Raw genomic sequence first — 3124 nt, 5'->3', positions numbered from 1 at the left:
AAATGGGTGACAATACAGCCCGTCTGGTGCGGGTCGAACGTATCCACCTTGAACAGGACGCGGGCAAATCCATTCACGACATGGACCCGAACATGTCTTTTGTGGATTTGAACCGCACCGGCGTCGCCCTGATGGAGATCGTCAGCAAACCCGACATCCGCGGCCCCGAAGAGGCTGCCGCCTATCTGACCAAACTGCGCCAGATCCTGCGGTATCTGGGCACCTGCAACGGTGACATGCAATCCGGTGCCATGCGCGCCGATGTGAACGTGTCAATCTGCCTGCCCGGCCAATACGAAAAATATCAGGCCACGCAAGATTTCAGCCATCTGGGCACCCGCTGCGAGATCAAGAACATGAACTCGATGCGCTTCATCCAGCAAGCCATTGAAGTCGAAGCGAAACGTCAGATTGCCATCGTCGAGGGTGGCGGAGAAGTCGTGCAGGAAACGCGCCTGTTCGACCCTGACAAGATGGAAACACGCTCCATGCGGTCCAAGGAAGAAGCGCATGATTACCGCTACTTTCCTGACCCCGATCTGCTGCCACTGGTGATCGAACAGGCGTGGGTCGACAATATCAACGCCACCCTGCCCGAATTGCCCGACGCCAAGAAGGCCCGTTTCATCAACGACTTCGGGCTTAGCGATTATGATGCTTCGGTGCTGACAGCGGACCTCGACAGCTCAAGCTATTTTGAGGAAACCGCCAAAGGCCGTGACGGCAAGATGGCCGCGAACTGGGTCATCAACGAACTGTTCGGCCGCCTGAAGAAAGACGAAAAGGCCATCACCGACAGCCCTGTCACACCTGCGCAGCTGGGCGGCGTGATCGACCTGATCGCGTCCGATGCGATTTCAGGCAAGATCGCCAAGGACGTCTTCGAGATCGCCTATACCACCGGTCGTGACCCCGCCGAGATCGTAGAGACCGAAGGCCTGAAGCAGGTCACCGACACCGGCGCGATCGAGGCCGCTGTCGATGCGATCATCGCCGCCAACCCCGATCAGGTCGCCAAGGCACGCGAAAACCCCAAGCTCGCAGGCTGGTTCGTGGGCCAGACGATGAAGGCAACCGGCGGCAAGGCGAACCCCAAGGCGGTGAATGAGATCGTGGCGAAAAAGCTTAACGGGTGAGGGACGCACAGAATTTTCGAAAATTCCGATCCGTTCTCTTCGAAGAAAACGGTCCCTCCCGCAATTTCCGGATTTCAATTGCCGCCGCCCGACGCCCCGCAATGGGCGCGCCGATGGTGTGCAATTTTCATGAACACCTGTCGAAAGGCTAGCCGATGAATACCCCCTTCCGTTCTTCCTTGCGTGTGGTGAAGCCCGAGTGGATCGACTTCAATGGCCATCTGAACATGGCGTATTATTCCGTCCTGATGGATAATGCCGTTGATGATGCTTATGAGCAGCTCGGCTTCGGACCCGAATATCAAAAGCTTGGCTGCACGACCTACGTCGCCGAATTTCACGTCTGCTATATTCGCGAATTGCATGAGGGCGCGCAGACTTACTGCACCTTCCAACTGCTGGACTACGACGCGAAACGGTTTCACAGCTTTACGCAGCTCTGGCACGAAGACGGCTGGCTTGCCGCCACCGGAGAGGCGCTGACCCTGCATGTCGACCAATCCGGTCCCCGCGTCGCCCCCATGCCCGACACAATCCTGACCAAGCTCGAAGAGATGAAACAGGCGCACAGCAATCTGCCCTATCCTGACCGCGCAGGGCGCAAGATCGGGATCAAGCAATAAGGTCTTCGCAGCAGAAAGACACCGAACCCCGAATTTCCCAACGCCTGCCCACGCCACATTGTGTGACTATTTTTGATGCGGTGAAACAGGCCCAATACTGAAAAAGGACGCCCATGCCCCGTTACGAGTACAAAGTGGTACCTGCCCCCAACAAAGGCCTGAAAGGCAAAGATGTCAAAGGGGCCGAAGCGCGATTTTCCCACGCGCTCCAAGAACTGATGAACGGGCTTTCGGGCTACGGCTGGGAATATCAGCGCGCAGAGACCCTGCCTTCGATTGAACGGGCGGGCCTGACCGGCACCACCACCGAATGGCGCAATGTGCTGGTGTTCCGCCGTCCACGCGACAGCGATGCAGAAGCGTTCAGCCCCGAACGGCTGCCTGCACCGAAAGCATTTCAAGATGACGCAGTTGTGGTAACAAAAGCGGCCACCGCACCCATAGGACCAGGTTCAGCGGGTGATCTGGACGCTGACACCAACGCGGCAGATTTGAACACAGCCCCCGCGGCGGCCAGCACGACGTCCCCGCGCGGCAAAAAGTCCGATGGCAAGGATGCCGCAACAGCGCCAAAAGACGCGCCCCAAACCGAGGCGACCAAGGACACGCCACCTGAACAGGACGCGGAAGAACCGACAGACGGGGTGCCCCCCCTTGTCAAGCCGACAGAGTAACCCCAGTTACCTGTCAGCTATCTAATTTCAGGCGTCCAGATCCAAAGCCAGCGCGTGGATACGTCCAATCAGCTCGGGTCCCAATGCGTCGTGCACCGCCCGGTGCCGCGCAATCCGGCTGAGGCCGACAAAGTGGCTGGACCGGATCTTGACGTTGAAATGGCTCTCACCGCCCTCTCGGTGGCCTGCATGGCCCCGGTGGCTTTCGCTATCATCCACGACGTTCAACTCCGAAGGGGCAAATGCCGCCTCAAGCTTGTCCGCAATTTCTTGAGTTACTGACATTTTTTCGCAAAGCCCCCTTCTATCTGGCGCTGTAAGCCTTAAAGTGAACGGCCTGAGTCGGAAAGGTCCAAACCCATGCCAAAACCTGATCCATTTGGATTCGACATGTCCGTGTCGTCCTCAAAGAAAAAAAACCCCCGTGGTCGGCGGGGAATGTCCGGTGCGTCCGAGACATCGCAGCGCGTCTGTTCGCATCCGGGATGCGAGCTGGACGGCAAGTACCGCGCGCCCAAGGCGCCCGATGTGCTGGACGATTACATCTGGTTTTGCCAGCAGCACGTCCGTGAATATAACCTCAAGTGGAACTTCTTTGACGGCACCACCGAAGCCGAATTGAACGCCCAGATGTCCAAGGACAAGGTCTGGGAACGCACGACCAAGCCATTGGGCGACCCCGAAGCACGCG

4 protein-coding genes and 1 pseudogene are annotated in these 3124 nt (G+C 58.1%); 4 read left to right on the top strand and 1 reads right to left on the bottom strand.

Going from position 1 to position 3124, the window contains the following annotated elements; translation table 11 throughout:
- The 3 genes from gatB to RGAI101_RS22280 all read left to right on the top strand — a co-directional run.
- On the top strand, positions 1 to 1136 hold a 1136-nt coding region (gene gatB / locus RGAI101_RS00775), incomplete at its 5' end, for an Asp-tRNA(Asn)/Glu-tRNA(Gln) amidotransferase subunit GatB (RefSeq protein ID WP_037227021.1).
- A 155-nt stretch (positions 1137 to 1291) separates the two neighbouring features.
- A complete protein-coding gene (locus RGAI101_RS00770) occupies positions 1292 to 1759 on the top strand; it encodes a thioesterase family protein (protein WP_037227019.1) in 468 nt (155 codons plus the stop codon).
- 113 nt (positions 1760 to 1872) lie between these two features.
- Positions 1873 to 2433 (top strand): hypothetical protein, encoded by a 561-nt coding sequence (locus RGAI101_RS22280; RefSeq protein ID WP_037227016.1) that lies wholly within the window; start codon positions 1873 to 1875, stop codon positions 2431 to 2433.
- Between the two features lie 27 nt (positions 2434 to 2460).
- Here the strand turns inward: RGAI101_RS22280 and RGAI101_RS00760 are convergent, their stop codons facing one another.
- Positions 2461 to 2718: a BolA family protein gene (locus RGAI101_RS00760; protein ID WP_008226386.1), complete on the bottom strand. Its 258-nt coding sequence runs from the start codon at positions 2716 to 2718 to the stop codon at positions 2461 to 2463.
- Between the two features lie 75 nt (positions 2719 to 2793).
- On the opposite strand from RGAI101_RS00760, the pseudogene RGAI101_RS00755 reads away from it, so the two are divergent.
- A pseudogene (locus RGAI101_RS00755) lies at positions 2794 to 3124 on the top strand (molecular chaperone DnaJ); the annotation flags it as partial.

Origin of the sequence: Roseobacter sp. GAI101, from assembly GCF_000156335.1 — a bacterium.
Taxonomy (GTDB): Bacteria; Pseudomonadota; Alphaproteobacteria; order Rhodobacterales; family Rhodobacteraceae; genus Sulfitobacter.
This window is presented reverse-complemented; position numbering and strand designations above follow the sequence as displayed.